The sequence below is a fragment of the Nocardioides sp. NPDC087217 genome (genome assembly GCF_044744805.1).
GTDB lineage: Bacteria > Actinomycetota > Actinomycetes > Propionibacteriales > Nocardioidaceae > Nocardioides.
Window position 1 is genome coordinate 35,113 of sequence record NZ_JBIUZB010000003.1, and the last position, 16,348, is coordinate 51,460.

Annotated in this window: 22 protein-coding genes; 17 read left to right on the forward strand and 5 right to left on the reverse strand. The window is 69.1% G+C overall.

The window, feature by feature from the left end:
• Positions 1 to 11: 11 nt before the first annotated feature.
• From ACIO3S_RS14535 to ACIO3S_RS14555, 5 genes are all read left to right on the forward strand, one after another.
• A complete protein-coding gene (locus ACIO3S_RS14535) occupies positions 12 to 566 on the forward strand; it encodes a histidine phosphatase family protein (RefSeq protein WP_400464740.1) in 555 nt (184 codons plus the stop codon).
• A 61-nt stretch (positions 567 to 627) separates the two neighbouring features.
• Positions 628 to 1,287 carry a DUF6758 family protein gene (locus ACIO3S_RS14540; protein WP_400464743.1) on the forward strand — a complete coding sequence of 220 codons (660 nt, stop codon included), beginning with the start codon at positions 628 to 630 and terminating at the stop codon, positions 1,285 to 1,287.
• Between the two features lie 9 nt (positions 1,288 to 1,296).
• On the forward strand, positions 1,297 to 2,172 hold the full coding sequence (locus ACIO3S_RS14545; RefSeq protein ID WP_400464746.1) for a PHP domain-containing protein: 876 nt from the start codon (positions 1,297 to 1,299) through the stop codon (positions 2,170 to 2,172).
• Entirely contained in the window at positions 2,169 to 2,768 is a 600-nt protein-coding gene (locus ACIO3S_RS14550; RefSeq protein ID WP_160027365.1) for a MarC family protein, read from the forward strand. Before ACIO3S_RS14545 ends, ACIO3S_RS14550 begins: the two co-directional genes overlap by 4 nt.
• Positions 2,769 to 2,946: 178 nt before the next feature.
• Entirely contained in the window at positions 2,947 to 3,609 is a 663-nt protein-coding gene (locus ACIO3S_RS14555) for a hypothetical protein (RefSeq protein ID WP_400464748.1), read from the forward strand.
• 310 nt (positions 3,610 to 3,919) lie between these two features.
• Here the strand turns inward: ACIO3S_RS14555 and ACIO3S_RS14560 are convergent, their stop codons facing one another.
• Positions 3,920 to 4,684 carry an SDR family NAD(P)-dependent oxidoreductase gene (locus tag ACIO3S_RS14560; RefSeq protein WP_400464751.1) on the reverse strand — a complete coding sequence of 255 codons (765 nt, stop codon included), beginning with the start codon at positions 4,682 to 4,684 and terminating at the stop codon, positions 3,920 to 3,922.
• 190 nt (positions 4,685 to 4,874) lie between these two features.
• On the opposite strand from ACIO3S_RS14560, the gene ACIO3S_RS14565 reads away from it, so the two are divergent.
• Positions 4,875 to 5,519 (forward strand): L,D-transpeptidase, encoded by a 645-nt coding sequence (locus ACIO3S_RS14565; protein ID WP_400464754.1) that lies wholly within the window; start codon positions 4,875 to 4,877, stop codon positions 5,517 to 5,519.
• A gap of 6 nt (positions 5,520 to 5,525) precedes the next feature.
• Here ACIO3S_RS14565 and ACIO3S_RS14570 read toward each other — a convergent pair whose 3' ends face one another.
• On the reverse strand, positions 5,526 to 6,998 hold the full coding sequence (locus ACIO3S_RS14570; RefSeq protein ID WP_400464757.1) for a DEAD/DEAH box helicase: 1,473 nt from the start codon (positions 6,996 to 6,998) through the stop codon (positions 5,526 to 5,528).
• A 172-nt stretch (positions 6,999 to 7,170) separates the two neighbouring features.
• On the opposite strand from ACIO3S_RS14570, the gene ACIO3S_RS14575 reads away from it, so the two are divergent.
• Positions 7,171 to 7,872 carry a ferritin-like fold-containing protein gene (locus tag ACIO3S_RS14575; RefSeq protein WP_160027375.1) on the forward strand — a complete coding sequence of 234 codons (702 nt, stop codon included), beginning with the start codon at positions 7,171 to 7,173 and terminating at the stop codon, positions 7,870 to 7,872.
• Positions 7,862 to 8,923, forward strand: a complete 1,062-nt coding sequence (locus ACIO3S_RS14580) for a C39 family peptidase (protein WP_400464760.1) — start codon at positions 7,862 to 7,864, stop codon at positions 8,921 to 8,923. Before ACIO3S_RS14575 ends, ACIO3S_RS14580 begins: the two co-directional genes overlap by 11 nt.
• Before the next feature lie 80 nt (positions 8,924 to 9,003).
• Here ACIO3S_RS14580 and ACIO3S_RS14585 read toward each other — a convergent pair whose 3' ends face one another.
• The 3 genes from ACIO3S_RS14585 to ACIO3S_RS14595 all read right to left on the reverse strand — a co-directional run bounded on the left by ACIO3S_RS14585 (position 9,004) and on the right by ACIO3S_RS14595 (position 10,420).
• Positions 9,004 to 9,315, reverse strand: a complete 312-nt coding sequence (locus ACIO3S_RS14585; RefSeq protein WP_350721129.1) for a hypothetical protein — start codon at positions 9,313 to 9,315, stop codon at positions 9,004 to 9,006.
• Between the two features lie 152 nt (positions 9,316 to 9,467).
• Complete coding sequence (locus ACIO3S_RS14590) at positions 9,468 to 9,689, reverse strand: DUF3107 domain-containing protein (RefSeq protein WP_091052608.1); 222 nt, start codon at positions 9,687 to 9,689, stop codon at positions 9,468 to 9,470.
• 98 nt (positions 9,690 to 9,787) lie between these two features.
• Positions 9,788 to 10,420 (reverse strand): TetR/AcrR family transcriptional regulator, encoded by a 633-nt coding sequence (locus ACIO3S_RS14595; protein ID WP_400464764.1) that lies wholly within the window; start codon positions 10,418 to 10,420, stop codon positions 9,788 to 9,790.
• Positions 10,421 to 10,547: 127 nt separating this feature from the next.
• On the opposite strand from ACIO3S_RS14595, the gene moeZ reads away from it, so the two are divergent.
• From moeZ to ACIO3S_RS14640, 9 genes are all read left to right on the forward strand, one after another.
• Complete coding sequence (moeZ, locus tag ACIO3S_RS14600) at positions 10,548 to 11,762, forward strand: adenylyltransferase/sulfurtransferase MoeZ (protein WP_160027383.1); 1,215 nt, start codon at positions 10,548 to 10,550, stop codon at positions 11,760 to 11,762.
• A gap of 143 nt (positions 11,763 to 11,905) precedes the next feature.
• Positions 11,906 to 12,196 carry a hypothetical protein gene (locus tag ACIO3S_RS14605; protein ID WP_160027385.1) on the forward strand — a complete coding sequence of 97 codons (291 nt, stop codon included), beginning with the start codon at positions 11,906 to 11,908 and terminating at the stop codon, positions 12,194 to 12,196.
• Positions 12,193 to 12,825: a class F sortase gene (locus ACIO3S_RS14610; protein ID WP_350721132.1), complete on the forward strand. Its 633-nt coding sequence runs from the start codon at positions 12,193 to 12,195 to the stop codon at positions 12,823 to 12,825. The genes ACIO3S_RS14605 and ACIO3S_RS14610 overlap by 4 nt, the downstream gene beginning before the upstream one ends.
• A 60-nt stretch (positions 12,826 to 12,885) precedes the next feature.
• On the forward strand, positions 12,886 to 13,755 hold the full coding sequence (locus ACIO3S_RS14615; RefSeq protein WP_400464769.1) for a hypothetical protein: 870 nt from the start codon (positions 12,886 to 12,888) through the stop codon (positions 13,753 to 13,755).
• A gap of 101 nt (positions 13,756 to 13,856) precedes the next feature.
• Complete coding sequence (locus tag ACIO3S_RS14620; RefSeq protein ID WP_160027391.1) at positions 13,857 to 14,177, forward strand: MGMT family protein; 321 nt, start codon at positions 13,857 to 13,859, stop codon at positions 14,175 to 14,177.
• Positions 14,177 to 14,842: a lysophospholipid acyltransferase family protein gene (locus ACIO3S_RS14625; RefSeq protein WP_400466429.1), complete on the forward strand. Its 666-nt coding sequence runs from the start codon at positions 14,177 to 14,179 to the stop codon at positions 14,840 to 14,842. Before ACIO3S_RS14620 ends, ACIO3S_RS14625 begins: the two co-directional genes overlap by 1 nt.
• Before the next feature lie 72 nt (positions 14,843 to 14,914).
• Positions 14,915 to 15,613 (forward strand): hypothetical protein, encoded by a 699-nt coding sequence (locus ACIO3S_RS14630; RefSeq protein ID WP_400464772.1) that lies wholly within the window; start codon positions 14,915 to 14,917, stop codon positions 15,611 to 15,613.
• Positions 15,594 to 16,043 carry a cupin domain-containing protein gene (locus tag ACIO3S_RS14635; protein WP_400464775.1) on the forward strand — a complete coding sequence of 150 codons (450 nt, stop codon included), beginning with the start codon at positions 15,594 to 15,596 and terminating at the stop codon, positions 16,041 to 16,043. Before ACIO3S_RS14630 ends, ACIO3S_RS14635 begins: the two co-directional genes overlap by 20 nt.
• Before the next feature lie 3 nt (positions 16,044 to 16,046).
• Positions 16,047 to 16,337 (forward strand): DUF1905 domain-containing protein, encoded by a 291-nt coding sequence (locus ACIO3S_RS14640; RefSeq protein WP_400464778.1) that lies wholly within the window; start codon positions 16,047 to 16,049, stop codon positions 16,335 to 16,337.
• The last annotated feature ends 11 nt before the right edge of the window (positions 16,338 to 16,348 follow it).

Below are 16,348 nucleotides of genomic sequence, written 5' to 3' on the forward strand. Positions count from 1 at the left end.
TGGATGGGGGCATGGCCCTCTACCTCGTCAGGCACGGCACCACCGAGTGGTCCCTCAACGGCCGGCACACCTCCCACACCGACCTTCCCCTCCTGCCCGAGGGGGAGGAGGCCGCCAAGGTGCTCTCGTCGCGCCTTCAGGACCAGAGGTACGCCGCGGTGCTCACGTCCCCGCGACAGCGGGCGCTGCGTACGGCTGAGCTCGCGGGCTTCCCCGACGCGGTCGTCACCGACGACCTGGTCGAGTGGGACTACGGCGACTACGAGGGCATCACGACCGACGAGATCCACCGTACCGACCCGGGCTGGAGCCTGTGGACCGGAAAGACGCCGGGCGGCGAGCCCGCGGCAGCCGTCCAGGAGAGGCTGGGCCGGGTCGTCTCGGCCGCGCGCGAGCGCGACGGCGACACCCTGGTCTTCTCCCACGGACACGCGCTGTGCGCGCTGGCGGCGGTGTGGCTGGGACTCCCGGTCACCGAGGGCCGTCTCTTCCGGCTCGACACCGCGACCGTCTCGATGCTCGACGCCCACCACGGGCAGCCGGTCGTCAAGCACTGGAACACCTAGTCAGGGCGGATGCCTGACCGTACGTCTTGACCAGACGGATGCCACGGGTCACCGTTGTGGGGTGGCTCTTGCGGTTGGCTGTCCACGCTGCGCGACGCCGGTGGCGAGCATCGGTGCCGGCGGCAGCAAGTCGTGCCCCGAGCATGGGGTGGTGACCCCGCTATGGCGTTCCAATGCCGCCTCCTACGAGGACCTGGTGCAGATCCTCTCGCTGGCCGGTGAGGTGCCCACCTACGTTCCGTGGCCGGTCGAGTCGGGCTGGTCGATCGCCGACCTCGCCGTGGTCGGCGACGAGAACAAGGGTGCGGCGACCCTGCTCACGCTGACGGGTGTGACCCCCGACGACGGGCCGGTCGAGATGACCGTCGTCACCGAGGAGGCCGGCGTCGGGCTGGGGGCGCGGTGCGCGCGTACGGAAGGACCGGACCCGGGCATCGACGCCTGTGCCGGCCCGCCCACGACGAGGGTCCGGGTCGCCGGGCAGCGGCAGCTGGTGCCGTTGTGGCCGATCACCCAGTGGACCAATGGCGCCGAGGAGTGGGAACGGTCCGTGGTCGTCGGCGAGGCCGCCGGCCGCTGGCTGTGGCTCGTCTTCCGCCCGGCCACGGCGATGCTGATGCTCCAGGACGGCTGGCACCTGCGCCAGGTCCGGGACCTGGGCGTACAGATGGTCGAGCTGCCCTTCGGCGGCCCCGGTGGATCTTGGTGGAACTCGCCCTAGGATAGGCGGGTGCGCATCGACCTCCATACTCACTCGCGAGTGAGCGACGGGACCGATTCGCCCACCGAGCTGGTCCAGGCGGCGAAGGCCGCGGAGCTCGACGTGGTCGCGATCACCGACCACGACACCGCCGCCAGCTGGGACGAAGCGGCAGCCGCTGCCACCGAGGCCGGGATCGAGCTGGTGCGCGGCATGGAGATCAGCACCGACCACGTCGGCCACAGCGTGCACCTGCTGGCGTACCTGCCCGACCGGACCCATCCGCCGCTGGTTGCCGAGCTCGCCCGAATTCTGGCCGGCCGGGACGGACGGCTGCCGCTGATGCTGGCCCGCCTGGCGCGTCTCGGCATCGAGGTGTCGCTCGAGGACGTCGCCGCCGTCTCCGGTGACGCCGCTGCCTCCGGGCGCCCGCACCTGGCCGACGCGCTCGTCGCGAAGGGGTACGTGCGCAGTCGCGACGAGGCGTTCAACCGCTACCTCGGGGCCGGCAAACCGGCGAACGTCAGCCGTTACGCGGCCCCGCTCGAGCCGATGATCCGCACCGTCGCCGCAGCCGGAGGAGTCACCGTGATCGCCCACCCGTGGGGCCGGTCCGGACGCGAGCAGCCCGACGAGGCAGCCATCTCCGCACTGGTCGACGCGGGCCTGTCCGGACTCGAGGTCGACCACCAGGATCACAGCCCCGAAGTGCGCGACAAGCTGCGGGTGATCGCCCGCAACCTCGACCTCGTGGTGACCGGATCCAGCGATTACCACGGCACCGGGAAGGTGGGTCACCATCTGGGAGTGAACACCACTGCACCCGCTGAGTACGAGCGGCTCCTGGAGCGCGCCGCCGCAGCCGCGGCCGCCTCCGGACGAGCCACCCCCGAGGTCGTACGTTGACCGAGATCTTCGTCTCCACGTTCGTGACGCTCTTCGTGATCATGGACCCGGTCGGCACGATCCCGATCTTCCTGTCGCTGACCGCGGGGCAGTCACCGGGCAAGCAGCGCCGCGCGGCGCTCCTCGCGGTCGCTGTCTCGTTCCTGGTGATCACGATCTTCGCGCTGTTCGGACAGGCGATCCTGCACTTCCTGCACATCTCCCTCGAGGCGTTGCAGTGCGCCGGCGGCCTGCTCCTGCTGCTGGTCGCCCTCGAGCTGCTCACCGACAACTTCGACGACCCCGTCGCCGCCGCCGGAGCGAACGTGGCGATGGTGCCGCTCGGCACCCCGCTCCTGGCCGGCCCCGGTGCGATCGTCGCCACCATGGTCTTCACCCAGGAGGTCGACTCCGTCGGGACCGCCTTCGGGCTCGGGCTCGGACTCGTCGTCGTCCACCTCGCCCTCCTGGTAGCAATGGTCTTCTCCATCCCGATCCTGAAGGTGCTCAAGGAGTCCGGCGTCCTGCTCATCACCAGGATCGCCGGTCTGCTCCTCTCCGCGATCGCCGTTCAGATGGTCGCCGACGCGGTCACGACCTTCATCGCGAACGCCTGAAGCTGGGTAGTCCGAGACGTTCGGGCCCTCCTACCGGGCGGTAACGGGCCGAAACGTCTCGGACTACCCGGTGGGCGGCAACATGTCGGTGGTCGCGGACATCATGAGGGCCGTGGCTTCTCGTGCCTCTCACTTCAGGCCGTCCGACATACCCGGGCGCCCTGGGCTGGTGCGTCCTGTGCGGACGGACCCCTCGGGTGTGCTCGGTCCGACGCCGAAGCAGGCGAGGGGACGGGCGTGGCGGCGTTCGTCGCGGGGGCTCTACGTGCCTGCGTACGTCCCGGACTCACCGCAGCAGCGGGTTCTCGAGGCCTCCGCAGTGGTGCCTGCGGACGGCGCGGTGACGGGTTGGGCCGCGCTGGCATGGCAGCGGGTGCGCTGGATCGACGGTTGCGACGCGGATGGGAGCGAGCTTCCGGTCACCATTCTCACCCCGGGATCGCAGGCACGTGCGCAGGCCGGGATCGAGGTGAGCAAGGAGCGGATGCTGCCGAGAACGCGTCAGGTCGTGGACGGGGTGGTGCTCACGGATCCGCATCGGTCGGTGGCGTTCGAGGTCCGCAGGGCAGAGACGCCGTTGTCGGCCGTACGCTGGCTCGACCTCGTGGCGGCCAGCGACCTGATCTCATTGGCGGAGATGGCGGCCTACGCCGAGACGCTCAGCGGTTGGACCGGCATCTATCGCCTGAGACGTGCGATCTCGCTTGCCGATGAGAACGTGTGGTCGCCGTCGGAGACCGATCTGCGACTCACCCTCAAGGTGCGGATGGGGATCGCGGGGGTGGTCAGCAACCGCCCGGTCTTCGACCTCGATGGCCGGCACATAGGACCTGCGGCGTGAGGGCGCCTTCCGGCGGATCGGTCTTGAGTACGTCACCATGGTGTCCGCCGACCGTCGTGACCCCGCAGACTTCATCAGGAGGACGCACGAGGCTCGGGCGCGAGCAAGCCGGACACCGATGGCCGAACGGCAGTGGACGATCAACCCGCCACGTTGGTGGACCCCCACCCACACCGTCGAGATGCGTCGAGCCCTGGCGGACTGGCAGCGTGAGCGCTACCTGAGGGCCCGCGCTGGATAGTCCGAGACCTTCGGGCCCGTATACCCGCCGGTAACGGGCCAGAACGTCTCTGACTACCTGCTGGGTCGGCTACTTGCGGCCCAGCGACTGGAACTTCTGGAGTACGCCGGACGGGACCACCCGCGCCATGGTGGCCAGGGCCTTGTAGCGCTTGCTCGGGATCGAGAAGGTCTTGTCGGCGTCGTAGTCCTCGAGCGCCTCGCGGACCAGGTCGTTGACGTCGAGCCACATCCACGAGGGGGCCGAGTCGTAGCCGGAGCCGAGGCGCTCGTGGAACTCGGTCTTGGTGAACCCCGGGAGCAGGGCCATCACCTTGATGCCCTGGCCGGCGTACTCGTTGTGGGCCCACTCCGTGAAGGAGTTGATCCACGCCTTGGCGGCCGAGTAGGTGCCGCGGGGGAGGTAGGAGGCGACGGAGCCGACGTTGATGATGCCGCCGTGGCCGCGGGCGACCTGGGCGCCCAGGGCGGCGTGGGAGAGGCGCAGCGGGGCGATGACGAGCACCTCCGCCATCGCGGTCTCCTCGTCGGCGGTGTTGTCGAGGAAGCGGTGCTTGAGGCCGTGACCGGCGTTGTTGACCAGCAGGTCGACCGGGTGATCGGCGTCGGCCAGGCGGGCCTCGACCTTGGCCAGATCGGCGCTGTCGGTCAGATCGGCGCGGAGCACCTCGACGCCGATGCCGTGGGCGTCCGCCAGGTTCTTGGCGACGCCGGTGAGGCGCTCCTCGTCACGGGCGACGAGGACGAGGTCGTGTCCGCGAGCGGCGAGTTGCTGGGCGAAGGCGAGTCCGATGCCGGCGGTTGCGCCGGTGACCAGAGAGGTGGGGTTCGACATGGGGCAATCCTGCCACCATCGGCCGCGAGGGAGATCCAGGCGCCGGGCCGTCGGTTCACACGCGGAATCACGGTTTCTGTCTGTCGTGTGACAGTTGACTTGCGGTGATACGTGTTTGGATGATGTTCGACGTGGATTTCGTAGGGGGACTCGGGCACGTGATGAAGAAGTGAGCCGCACTGCGCGCCACGTGAGATCCAGGCCTCTCCGGCGCACCAAGATGCTCTTCGCCGCGTCCTTGCTGACGTCGGCCGGTCTGTACGTCGGGATGGAGGTCGTCGCCGAGCCGGTGGCCAACGGCCGGCCCAGCGCAGCCGACAGCGGGATGAAGCTGGGCGCGGACGCCGGGCGCACCCCGGTCTGGCCGCACGACAGCCAGCGCGAGGCCGCGATCGACCGTCACGTCGACGCGCGGACGGCCGCCGCGGAGAAGGTGCTCCCGGACGACTCCGGCACCGGTCGCCGGGCCGTCTTCTCGATCAGCCGCCAGCGGGTCTGGATCGTCTCCGCGGCCGACCGGACGAGGCGTACGTATCCGGTCTCGGGCAGCATCTACGACAACCTCGAGCCCGGCACCTACAAGGTCTTCTCCCGCTCCGAGCACGCGAGGGGGATCGACGACTCGGGCCGGATGAAGTGGTTCGTACGCTTCACCAACGGCCCCCGCGCCGCGATCGGCTTCCACAACATTCCGGTGGACAAGGGCAAGCGCGTACAGACCCGCGCCCAGCTCGGCACGCCGCTGTCGCACGGGTGCATCCGCCAGGCCGAGCCGGACGCGAAGGCGATGTGGCGCTTCGCGCGGCTCGGCACCAAGGTGGTCGTGATCCCCTAGGCAGGCTCAGGCGTCGGCCTTGGGCGCGGAACCGCCCGAGCCCGAAGAGCGGCGACGGCGGCGGCGACGGGGCGCGGAGCCCTCGGCCTTGGCCTCGCCGTCGGCGGGCTTCGTCGACTGAGCCGACTCGGCGGCAGCCGGAGCGGCAGACTTGTCGACGACCTGGCCGCCGCGCGAGCGGGTGCGCTGACGGTCGCGGTTGCGGGGAGCGCGCTCCCGCTTCTCGCCGTCCTTGTCGGAGTCCTTGTCCTTGGGCTTCGCAGGCGCGGCGGCCTTGATCCTGCCCTTGGTGCCCTTCGGGATGCCCATGTCGTGGAGGAAGTGCTCCGAGGAGGAGTAGGTCTCCTGCGGCTCGTCGAAGGGAAGGTCGAGAGCCTTGTTGATCATCTTCCACTTGTGGAGATCGGCCCAGTCGACGAACGTGACCGCGACACCGGAGGCGCCGGCACGGCCGGTGCGGCCGATGCGGTGCACGTAGGTCTTCTCGTCGTCGGGTGTCGTGTAGTTGACCACGTGGGAGACGCCGGTGACGTCGATGCCGCGGGCGGCGACGTCGGTGGCCACCAGGACCTCGACCTTGCCGTCACGGAACTTCTGCATCACCCGCTCGCGGGCAGCCTGCTGCATGTCGCCGTGCAGGGGAGAGGCCGGGAAGCCACGCTCGGCGAGGTCGTCGGCCACGCGCTGTGCCTGCCGCTTGGTGCGGGCGAAGACGACGACCTTGTCGTGGTCCTCGCACTGCAGCAGGCGGCCGATCATCTCGGGCTTGTCGAGGTCGTGGGCCTGGTAGACGAACTGCGCGGTGGCAGGCACGGTCTCGCGCTCGCTCGCGGACTCGGCGCGGATGTTCATCGGGTGGCGCATGTAGGAGCGCGCCAGCGCCACGATCGCGCCCGGCATGGTGGCCGAGAAGAGCAGCGTCTGGCGGGTCTCCGGGGTGAGGGTGACGAGCTTCTCCACGTCGGGCAGGAACCCGAGGTCGAGCATCTCGTCGGCCTCGTCGAGGACGAGGGCGTGCACGTGGGAGAGGTCGAGGACCTTCCGGTTGGCCAGGTCGATCAGGCGGCCGGGGGTGCCGACCACGATGTCGACGCCCTTCTCCAGCGCGTCGATCTGGGGGTCGTAGCCCGCGCCGCCGTAGACGGTCAGCACGCGGAGGCCGCGGTCCTCGGAGATCATCGAGATCTCGGCGGAGACCTGCATGGCCAGCTCGCGGGTCGGAGCCACGATCAGGGCCTGCGGCTTGCCCTGCGGAAGGTCGATGTAGTCGCGGTCCTTGGGGGACACGCTGCGCTGCACCACCGGGATGCCGAAGGCCAGCGTCTTGCCGGAGCCGGTGCGGGCCTGGCCGATCAGGTCGGTGCCCTGCAGGGCGACCGAGAGGGTCATCTCCTGGATGGCGAAGGGGGTGGTGATGCCTTTGCGCTCGAGGGGAGCGCAGATCTCGGGATGAACCCCGAGCTCCTTGAACGTTGTCATGATTCGTCGCTACTCGCTTGTCTCATCGAATGCGGCGAGCGACTCACGGGTGTCTCGAGCTTGCCAAGCGAGTGCCACGCCGCGCACATACGGGATCCAGACCACCGCGATATGAAGTGCATTACAGCGGCGCTGGGTCGGTCAAAAGGCATTCTATCGGTAGGGTTCTCCCGTGGTTGCATCGTCAGAGTTCACGGGTCCTCAGGATCCGTTCGGTGATCCTGTTTACAAGGCCGCCGTCATCGACCTTCTCGGAGCGGTCGCCTATGGCGAGGTCTCGGCTGTCGAGCGGCTGACCGACGACGCCAAGATGGCGCCTTCGCTGGAGGACAAGACGGCTCTGCTCGCGATGGCAGCCGCCCAGCACGCCAAGATCCAGCCGGTCCTCGACCGGCTGGTGGAGCTCGGTGCCGACCCGTACGCGGCGATGGAGCCGCTGCGTGAGGGGTTCGACGAGTTCCACATCCACACCAAGCCCGCGGACTGGTGGGAGTCGCTGGTCAAGGCGTACGTCGGTGACGGGCTCGCCAACGACTTCTACCGCGAGGTCGCGGGCTTCCTCGACGAGGACACCCACAAGCTCGTGGTCACCACCCTCGAGGACGCCGGGCGGGCCGACTTCATCGTCGACCGGGTGCGGGCCGGCATCGAGGCCGATCACCTCATCGGCGGACGCCTGGCGCTGTGGGGCCGTCGCCTCATGGGCGAGGCGATCACCCAGGCGCAGCAGGTCGCTGCCACCCGCGAGGGGCTCAGCGAGCTGATCGCCGGCGGCCACCTCTCTGGTCTCGACCTCGGCACCATCGGCGAGATGCTCACCCGACTCACCCAGCGTCACGTCGAGCGAATGGGCAAGCTCGGGCTTGAGCACTGACATCCACTTCACCGGCTGGCCAGGGACGCTGATCGTCCCCGACGCCGGTGTGTGGACGTCTCCCGAGGTCAGCCCCGGGTTCTGCTTCGACGAGCTGGTCGCCTCCTGGAACGTGGTGACCCCGCCCGGGACCTGGGTGGAGGTCGCGGCTCAGGTGGTCGCCGAGTCGGGGGAGCGGAGCGGCTGGCTGGCGCTGGCTCGCTGGTCCTCGGACCCGGCCTTCACCTCCACCTCCGTCGCCGGTCAGGACGACCCGGTCGCGGTCGCGTCCGACGACACCATCCTGGGGCGGGACGGGCGCAGGTTCACGGAGTTCTCGTTGCGGCTGAGCCTGCACGGCCCCGTAGGGAGCCTGCCGCGGGCGAGCCTGCTCGGGGCGATGGTCTCGGCCGCCGCCCGGAACTCGGCGCCGGCGCCGGGCACGGTGCCTCGCGGGACGGTGGTGGGTGGCGTACCCGCCTATTCGCAGCAGCTCCACCGTGACCGCTATCCGCACTGGGACGGTGGCGGGCAGTCCTGGTGCAGCGCCGCCTCGACCGCGATGATCGCCGACTTCTGGGGTGCCGGGCCGACGCCCGCCGAGACGGCCTGGGTGGACTACGAGACCCCCGACCCGCAGGTGCCGTTCACCGTCCGGGAGGTCTACGACGAGTCCTTCGGTGGCGCCGGCAACTGGGCCTTCAACACCGCCTACGCGGGCGCCCGGGGGCTGGTCGCGTACGTCACCAGGCTCCGCTCCTTCGCCGAGGCCGCCCAGTTCCTCGAGGCCGGGATTCCGCTCGTGCTGGCCGTCTCGCACCAAGCCGGCGAGCTGACCGGAGCCGGGTACGTGACCAACGGTCATCTGCTCGTGCTGACTGGCTTCGACGAGGCTGGCGACCCCGTCGTCCACGACCCCGCCTCCCACCGGATCGTCAGCGACGCGGAGGTACGGACGACGTACGACCTCGGCGAGCTCGACCGCGCCTGGGCACGCTCCGGGCGGATCGTCTACGTCATCCGGCCCTCGGACGTGGTCCCGCCGGAGCCGCCGGCACAGCCGAACTGGTGAGGCTGGCGGGGCGTACCTGCAACAGCAGAAGCGGCCCCACCCCAGAGGGGCGGGACCGCTTCGAGTGACCTGGACGAGGTTCAGGCCTTGGACTTTCCGGTGACACCGGAGGCGATGACCACCAGAACGGCGGCGATCACGACCTGCCAGATGTGACGCCACCAGTCAATGCCGTTGGTTGCGTTGTCCCACGTGGCCGCATGGCCGTCGAACGGCCCGTTGTTCTGGCCGAAGACGAACCAGTAGATGAAGCTGCCGATCAGCATGCCGCCGATACCGCAGACAATCGTCAGCCAGAACGGAATGTTGTCCTTATCGCCCGGAGCGAAGAACTTGCCGAGGGCACCAATGATGACGCCGCCGATGAGGGTGACGAGGATCGTAGAGATCATGCCTTTTCCCTTCAGGTTGTGAGTGGCGCCACGAATGCGCCCATATTTTGATATTGCACCTGTTGGGACTGGAATGCACGGACAACATGGCTCAAACTCGGAAGTTCGTCACCGGAATCAGGGCCATCCCTGAGTTGTGCAGCCCGAGTGGTTCAGCCGGCGAAGCCGACCTTGCCGACCTTGGCCGGGCCGATCTCGATGTAGGCGAGCTTCTCGGTCGGGACGATGACCTTGCGGCCCTTGCTGTCGGTCAAAGCGAGCACAGCGCCGCCGCCGAGGGCGTCGGCGATGAGCTTCTCCACCGATTCGCTGGACTCCTCGGTCTCTACGACGAGCTCACGGGCGGCCTGCTGGACGCCGATCTTGACCTCCACGGGTCCTCCTTGCGATGGGTCGATCAATGCTTCGGAATCCTCTCACACGGACCGTGAGGAACCCCGCTGTTGCGCTACGAGCGGAACTCGGAATGGATTCAGTCGGTCTTGGGATAGCCGCCGATGCCCCGCCAGGCGAGCCCGGCGACGAGACGCGCCGCGTCGGCCTGGGAGAGCTCACCGTTGTTGTGGAGCCAGTAGCGCGCGCTGACCTGGATCTGGCCGACCAGGCCCACGGCGAGCAGGTGAGAGGCGGTGGCGGCGAAGCCGGTGTCCTCCGCGATGACCTCCGCGATGACCTCGGCGCACTCGTTGGTCACCCGGTCGACCTGCTCGCGCACGGCGGGATCGTTGGTCAGGTCGGACTCGAACACGAGCCGGAACGCACCGGACTCGGAGGCGACGTAGTCGTAGAAGACCTCGACGGTGCGGGCCACGCGTTCCTTGTTCTCGTCGGTCGACGCCAGGGCCTCCCGGCAGCGATCGATGATCTCGTTCGCGGACTTCTCCAGCAGGGCCAGGTAGAGGTCGAGCTTGCCGGGGAAGTGCTGGTAGAGAACGGGCTTCGAGACCCCTGCCCTTTCGGCGATGTCGTCCATCGCGGCGGCATGGAAGCCGTAGGCGACGAAGACCTCGAGAGCGGAGTCGAGAAGCTGGGCTCGTCGTTCCGTCCGGGGTAGTCGCGCCCCTCGCGGTCGAGTGGGGTCGAGCTCGGATTGGTGCGTGGTCACCCCAGCAGCCTACCCGCTGGTACTCGGATCGCGGGACGCGTCGTTGTCTCGTCCACGGATGAGGGAACATGGAGAAGTGCCTGCGGTGTTCAAGTAGGCATACGTACGTCCGAACTGAGGAGCCGTTGTGTCCCTAGCCCCGCTCGTGGAGCCCGCTGACGAGCTGACGATCGACGAGGTGCGCCGCTACAGCCGCCACCTCATCATCCCCGACGTCGGCATGGACGGGCAGAAGCGCCTGAAGAACGCCAAGGTGCTGGTCATCGGCGCCGGCGGTCTCGGCTCGCCCGCCCTGCTCTATCTGGCCGCGGCCGGCGTAGGCACCCTCGGCATCGTCGAGTTCGACGAGGTCGACGAGTCCAACCTGCAGCGCCAGATCATCCACAAGCAGTCGACGGTGGGCCAGCCGAAGGCCGAATCCGCCGCGGCGGCGATCAAGGAGGTCAACCCGTACGTCAACATCGTGCTGCACGACGTGCGGCTCGATAACGACAACGTGCGCGAGATCTTCACCGGCTACGACCTGATCGTCGACGGCACCGACAACTTCGCGACCCGCTACATGGTCAACGACGCGGCGTACTTCCTGGGCATCCCGTACGTCTGGGGCTCGATCTACCGCTTCGACGGGCAGGCATCCGTGTTCGCGCCGACCCTGACCGACGACGCCCCGTGCTACCGCTGCCTCTACCCGGAGCCCCCGCCCCCGGGCATGGTCCCCTCCTGCGCCGAGGGCGGCGTGCTGGGCGTGCTCTGCGCCTCGATCGGCTCCATCCAGGTCAACGAGGCCATCAAGATGCTGACCGGCATCGGCGAGCCGCTGGTCGGCAAGCTGATGATCTATGACGCACTCGAGATGGAGTACCGCAAGCTGAAGGTCCGCAAGGACCCCAACTGCGCGCTGTGCGGCGAGAACCCCACGGTCACCGACCTGATCGACTACGACGCCTTCTGCGGCGCGATCTCCACCGAGGCGGCCGACGCCGCGGCCGGCTCGACCATCTCGGTCAACCAGCTCTCCGAGATGATCAAGGAGCGCGAGGAGGGCAGCCGCGACTTCGTCCTCGTCGACGTGCGCGAGCCGAACGAGTACGAGATCAACAAGATCCCCGGCGCCGTCCTGATCCCCAAGGGCGAGTTCCTCAACGGCAACGCGATCCCGCAGGTCGCCGAGCTCACCGGCGACGGTGCCAAGCCGCTCGTGTTCCACTGCAAGAGCGGCGTACGCAGCGCCGAGGTGCTCGCGATCGCCAAGGGCGCCGGCTACGCGGACGCGGTCCACGTGGGCGGTGGCGTGGTGGCGTGGGTCAACCAGATCGACCCGAGCCAGCCGTCGTACTGATCCGGGTTACTGAACTGTAGGCCAGCGGTGGCCCCTCTGGGGCCGCCGCTGGCTTTATCTGTACGCGGCGTACCCGATAGTTTTGCGATCGCAGCTGCGGGGGGCGGAGTTGCATCAATGCCCGAACCTCGGAGGATTCGACGTTGTCCACACGCGCTCGTCTCAGCGCGACGCTCGCCGGTGCCACCCTGGCCGGCGGACTGTTTCTCGGTGCCCCTGCCAACGCGAGCGACCAGGCCCCGGAGCCAGCCTCCGGCGCGGCCGTAGGCTCTGCGATCGACCCGGAGAGGCTGGAGTCGAACGTCGCGGACCCGACCCGCGGCGTACCGCCGTCCTATGTCTTCGCCGGGGTCGGTGCGTTGCTGATGGGGGCAGGGGCCGGAATGGCCGTGCGTCGCAAACGAGCTGAGGCTGTGGCACGCTCGGCCGAGTGAGCAACGGTCAACCCAACCTGAGGACCTTCCTCGGGGAGATCTTCGTCGTCGTCCTCGTGGTGGCGGTCGCCGTGCTCGGCTATGCCGCGTACGACTACTACACCAAGCTCGACGACGCGAAGAAGAGCAACGCGACCGCGACCCCGCCCGGGACGACCTCCTCGATCCCGGCCGAGGCCCTGGCGGAGGTGCCGAAGAAGAAGGGCAAGGTACGCGGCGTCTCGATCGAGTCGCTCAACGTGCATGCCGACGTGGTGCCGCTGGCCATGGAGGACGGCACGCTCACCCCGCCTGCCGACGCCTCGCTGATGGGCTGGTGGAAGGGCGGCGCGAAGCCGGGGGCGGATGACGGCACGGTGCTCATCGTCGGCCACACCCTGCACAACGGCGGCGGCATCCTGGACCGGCTGGGCGAGGTGAACGAGGGCGACGAGATCGTCGTGCGGACCAAGAACGACGAGTTCAGCTACACCGTCCGGTCGGTGCGCGACCTCTCCAAGGAGCAGGTCGCCAAGCGCAGCAAGAGGCTCTTCGACACCGACGGCAAGCCGAAGCTGGTCGTGGTGACGTGCGACGACTGGGACGGCACCTCGTTCCAGGGCAACACCGTGGTGGTGGCCGATCCGTAACCCAGGACAGGCGAGCCTCGTTACTTGTGAGTCACATCACCTACAGACCGAGGCCCCCACATGCTCCGCACACGCCGTTCCGTACGCCGCGCCGCAGCCGTCGCCGCCGGCACCCTGACCGCCGCGCTCGTCCCGGCCCTGATCCCGTCTCCGGCCCACGCCTGGGCCCCGGCCGACACGGCCACCATCACCCCGGGCGTGATGATGTACACCAATGGTGCCCAGTGCACCGCCAACTTCGTCTTCGCCGACTCCGCCTCGAACGTCTACGTCGGCTACGCCGCCCACTGTGCGGGTCTCGGTGAGGCCACCGACACCAACGGCTGCGCCGCCAAGTCGCTCCCGCTGGGCACCGAGGTGACCTTCAACGAGGGCGGCTCCCTGCTGAGCGAGGGCACCGTGCTGGGGAAGGGCAAGCTGGCGTACTCGTCCTGGCTGACCATGCAGCAGTCGGGCACCAAGGACGAGAACACCTGCGCCTACAACGACTTCGCCCTGGTCAAGGTGAACGCCGCCGACGCCGGCAAGGTCAACCCGAGCGTGCCGATCTGGGGCGGTCCGACGGGCATCGACACCGACGGCACCGTCGCCGGCGACAAGGTCTACTCCTACGGCAACTCCTCGGTGCGCGCCGACGTGGACCTGCTCTCGCCGAAGATCGGCCTCTCGCTCGGTGACAGCGTCAACGGCACCCGCTGGTCGCACCCGCTCTACAACCTCACCCCCGGCATCCCCGGTGACTCCGGCTCCGGCTTCCTGAACGCCGACGGCAAGGCGGTCGGGACCCTGTCGACCCTGGGCCTGCTCCCGCTCGCCGGGTCCAACAACATCGGTGACATGGACCTCGAGCTGAAGTACGCCCAGGCGAACTCGGGCATCTCGGGTCTCCGTCTGGTCCAGGGCACGGAGCCGTTCAGCCCGATCCTGTGAGACCGCGCTAATGTGCGCGACATGAGCGAGCGCCAGCGAGCGACAATGAGGGTCAGGTCGCCGCGTCCGTATGGTTGCGCTTGCGCTACGGAGGCGGCGACATGACCGACCGGGAGGCGTACGTGGAAGCCGTTCTGCGTCTTGTCGAGCAGATCCCGCGCGGGCAGGTGACGACGTACGGCGCGATCGCCGATGCCCTCTTCGACGAGTTCGGAGGCGGGCCTCGGCAGGTCGGCTCGGTGATGGCGCGCGAGGGCGCGGGGATGCCGTGGTGGCGGGTGGTGCGGGCCGATGGCTCGCTCCCCGCCTCACACGGTGAGGAGGCGCGGCAGGCGTATCTCGAGGAGGGCACCCCGCGCCGCGTCTCGGGGGCGGTGGACCTGCGCGCGGCGATGTGGCTGCCGCCTACGATGAGCACGTGATGTATCGCGTCCTCCACGCCGTCGTGCCACCCCTGCTACGGGCCGTCTGGCGCCCCACGGTGACGGGGGCAGAGAACGTCCCGCGCACCGGTGGCGTGCTCCTGGCCAGCAACCACCTCAGCTTCGCCGACTCGATCGTGATCCCGTCGGTCTCGCCTCGGCCGGTGCACTTCCTGGCCAAGTCCGACTACTTCACCGGCACCGGCCTCAAGGGTGCTGCGCAGAGGGCGTGGTTCGAGGGCATGGGGATGCTGCCCGTGGACCGCGACGACCCGCAGGCCGCGCTCGGCTCGCTCGAGGTGGCCCTGGAGGTCCTCAACAAGGGTGAGGCGTTCGGGATCTACCCGGAGGGCACCCGGTCGCGCGACGGTCGGCTCTACCGCGGACGCACCGGAGTGGCACACCTGGCGTTGACCGCCGGTGTGCCCGTGGTGCCGGTGGGCCTGCGGGGGACCGCGGAGCTTCAGCCGGTCGGGTCGAGCCTGCCGCGGCTGGCGAAGGTCACGGTCGAGTTCGGGCGGCCGATCCAGGTGGCCGGCCGCTTCGACGGCGTACCTCTCGGCAAGGCCCGCCGGGCTCTCACCGACGAGGTCATGGAGGCGATCGCCGCGCTGAGCGGGCAGGACGTGGCCGGGGTCTACAACGAGCGGCCCGCCGACGTCTGATTGCTTGTTGCGCCGGCGCGCGAAGGGGCGCATTCTGGAGGGTGGACCCCTCTAGCAGCCGAGGTGAGGCAGATGGCCACCACGACCGTGTTGCAGGAAGAGCTGCGACACAAGCACGACGAGCTCGTTGGGCGCCTGGCCCGCGCACGGAGCATCATCCTCAGGCCCGAGCAGACCCGCCGGGGCTGCCCGCCGATCGACCAGTTCAACGCCGGTACGTCCCGTCACCTGCACGCGGTGGACGAGGCACTGCTGCCGGCGATCTCCGCCCACGTCGAGAACGGATCCGCTCTGGTCCACGAGTACCTCCCCACGGCGCGGCACCTGGAGGTGCTGCTCTTCCACGTGAAGGCGCACGAGTACGGCTCCACCTGGGAGACCACCCACGCGTGGCCCACCCTGTGGGGCGAGGTCGAGGAGGCGCTCATCGACCAGGAGGTGAAGGAGGACGAGCTGGTCTCGCGCCTCGCCGAGGAGGCCTCCGACGACGTGCTCGTGCTGGTCGCCGAACGGCTCGCGGTGGCCGAGCGCCGGGCACCCTCGCGTCCGCACCCCCATCTCCCGCACACCGGCCTGTCCGGAAAGGTCGTACGCCGCGTGGCCCGTCCCGTCGACGCGATCTGGGACGCGGTCGAGGGCCGGTCGGTCGGTGGACCGAAGCCGTTGCCGCACAAGGAGCCGGGACTGTTCTGGCAGTACCTGCTCGGCGACCCGCGCTTCCCTGACGACCCGGCCGGCGAGACCCGGCACAATGAGCCGGGTGACCGCTGACTCCATCACCTCCGCCCTTGACCTCGCGCCGCACCCCGAAGGCGGCGCGTTCAGGCAGACCTGGGCTGCCGCCGAGACCGTCACCCTGCCCGACGGCCGGGTGCGCCCGACCGCGACCTTGATCTACTTCCGGCTCCTGGCCGGGGAGTCGTCCGCGTGGCACCGCGTCACCTCGGACGAGATCTGGCTGGCGCACACGGGCGTCGTGTCCCTGCAGTTCGGCGGCGCCGGTTCGGCGCCGGTCGAGGGGGAGACCGTGCTCGTCGGCGTGGACGTCGCCGCCGGCCAGGTGCCGCAGGCGGTCGTGCCGGCGGGGGTGTGGCAGCGTACGGTCCCCTCGGCCGAGGACGCGCTCGTCTCCTGCGTGGTCTCACCAGGGTTCGACTTCGACGACTTCGAGCTTGTCCCGGAATCAGGCGCTGCGGAGTAGGAGATGGAGTACGCGTTCGAAGGAGCCGTCGTCGAGTGGCGCGGGCCGGCGCCGTTCTACTACGTGCCGATGCCCGTCGAGGACGCCGAGGACCTCAAGGAGGACGCCAAGGGTCTGGAGTACTGGGGCCAGGTCGCCGTCACCGCCACCATCGGCGCGACGACGTTCACCACCGCGCTCTTCCCCAAGGACGGCACCTATCTGCTGCCGTTGAAGGTGGTCGTCCGGAAGGCGGAGGGGATAGATCTCGACGACGTGGTCGCGGTGCGTATGCGGCTGGGGCACGAGGCATGAGGGGACGCCTG

Coding starts and splice junctions, on each gene's coding strand:
- ACIO3S_RS14535 (WP_400464740.1), top strand. CDS start 12: ATGGCCCTCTACCTCGTCAGGCACGGCACCACCGAGTGGTCCCTCAAC.
- ACIO3S_RS14560 (WP_400464751.1), bottom strand. CDS start 4,684: ATGTCGAACCCCACCTCTCTGGTCACCGGCGCAACCGCCGGCATCGGA.
- ACIO3S_RS14570 (WP_400464757.1), bottom strand. CDS start 6,998: ATGACAACGTTCAAGGAGCTCGGGGTTCATCCCGAGATCTGCGCTCCC.
- ACIO3S_RS14585 (WP_350721129.1), bottom strand. CDS start 9,315: ATGATCTCTACGATCCTCGTCACCCTCATCGGCGGCGTCATCATTGGT.
- ACIO3S_RS14615 (WP_400464769.1), top strand. CDS start 12,886: ATGCTCCGCACACGCCGTTCCGTACGCCGCGCCGCAGCCGTCGCCGCC.
- ACIO3S_RS14620 (WP_160027391.1), top strand. CDS start 13,857: ATGACCGACCGGGAGGCGTACGTGGAAGCCGTTCTGCGTCTTGTCGAG.
- ACIO3S_RS14625 (WP_400466429.1), top strand. CDS start 14,177: ATGTATCGCGTCCTCCACGCCGTCGTGCCACCCCTGCTACGGGCCGTC.
- ACIO3S_RS14630 (WP_400464772.1), top strand. CDS start 14,915: ATGGCCACCACGACCGTGTTGCAGGAAGAGCTGCGACACAAGCACGAC.
- ACIO3S_RS14635 (WP_400464775.1), top strand. CDS start 15,594: ATGAGCCGGGTGACCGCTGACTCCATCACCTCCGCCCTTGACCTCGCG.
- ACIO3S_RS14640 (WP_400464778.1), top strand. CDS start 16,047: ATGGAGTACGCGTTCGAAGGAGCCGTCGTCGAGTGGCGCGGGCCGGCG.